At 38.1% G+C, this 1151-nt stretch carries 2 protein-coding genes; both read left to right on the top strand.

The annotated features are described in order from the left end of the window. Nucleotides 1-38 precede the first annotated feature (38 nt). A complete protein-coding gene (locus H540_RS0122330) occupies nucleotides 39-737 on the top strand; it encodes a ParB N-terminal domain-containing protein (protein ID WP_051317239.1) in 699 nt (232 codons plus the stop codon). Nucleotides 738-813: 76 nt separating this feature from the next. Further along, a partial coding sequence (locus H540_RS0122335) for an IS6 family transposase (protein WP_028402448.1) occupies nucleotides 814-1151 on the top strand: 338 nt, incomplete at its 3' end.

The following is a 1151-nucleotide window of genomic DNA, read 5'->3' on the forward strand; positions in this document are numbered from 1 at the left end:
CTGATCATCACGTCCTTTTTTAGAGTAATAGTATCAGTATGTCCAAGTTTGGGAGATTACTTGCAGATATTTTGAAGTTTTTGCACCAGAACCTTCGAGATTGTAACACCTACTTCTCATTTGAAATGGAAGAACGAGGAAGTATAGCTCCTCCAAAAGGTATTCCGTATAACAGTACTTCTATTGTGTATACGGTATTTATCAGTAAAAAACAGTTTAATAAATTAAAAGTAGATACAGAGAAATTTCATCAATATCGCTTTCTTATACAAGGAGAACCAACTTTAGAAGCTCCTCTAACAGATTGCCCTGGGGAAATCGGCATTATATGTATGCAGATTTCGGAGCTACCAAACAAGACAAAAGAACAGTCAAAAGGTGAAGAGAAGGCAGCGATTACAGAGCAGTCGAAAGAGGAAAAACAGCTGCAACGGGTAGCTGTACAGCAAGAGAACCAGAAGGAAGAAAAAAATCTCATCAAATTGGATCCAGTGGATACCCTTCCAGAAGGAGCAATAGAAACCATTCCATTACAAGATATTTACGTGCCAGAGCCCATCTTACAAACTACACCAAGGGCAGAGAAACAAGAAAAAGTCATCCGTAACATCCAAGAAACAGGGACTATTGATCAGCCGATATTAATTGATAAAAAAACAAAGTGTCTAAAAGATGGATATAGCCGGTACTATGTAGCCAAAAAGTTAAAGTTAGAGCGAGTCCCAGTTTGTTACTGATATGGGTTCTGGTGCAAAAAATCTCTTAAACTTTGACATACTGATACTATTACTCTAAAAAAGGTGCGTGATCAGTATGGAAAAGCAAAATTTATTCAAGTGGAAACATTATCAGCCTGACCTTATTTTGTTAACATTGAGATGGTACCTGCGGTACAACTTGAGCTTTCGTAATTTAGTGGAGATGATGGAAGAACGTGGCTTATCGATGGTCCACACAACGACTATGCGTTGGGTTCATCAATATGGACCGGAATTAGATGAAAGAGTACGACGTCATCTTAAGCCAACAAATGACTCCTGGAGAGTCGATGAAACATATATCAAAGTAAAAGGTCAATGGATGTATCTGTATCGTGCAGTGGATTCCGAAGGAAACACGATTGATTTTTATCTCAGTAAAACAAGAGACAA

It is taken from the genome of Ectobacillus panaciterrae DSM 19096 (genome assembly GCF_000430785.1).
Lineage (GTDB): Bacteria > Bacillota > Bacilli > Bacillales > Bacillaceae_G > Ectobacillus > Ectobacillus panaciterrae.

Coding starts and splice junctions, on each gene's coding strand:
- H540_RS0122330 (WP_051317239.1), top strand. CDS start 39: ATGTCCAAGTTTGGGAGATTACTTGCAGATATTTTGAAGTTTTTGCAC.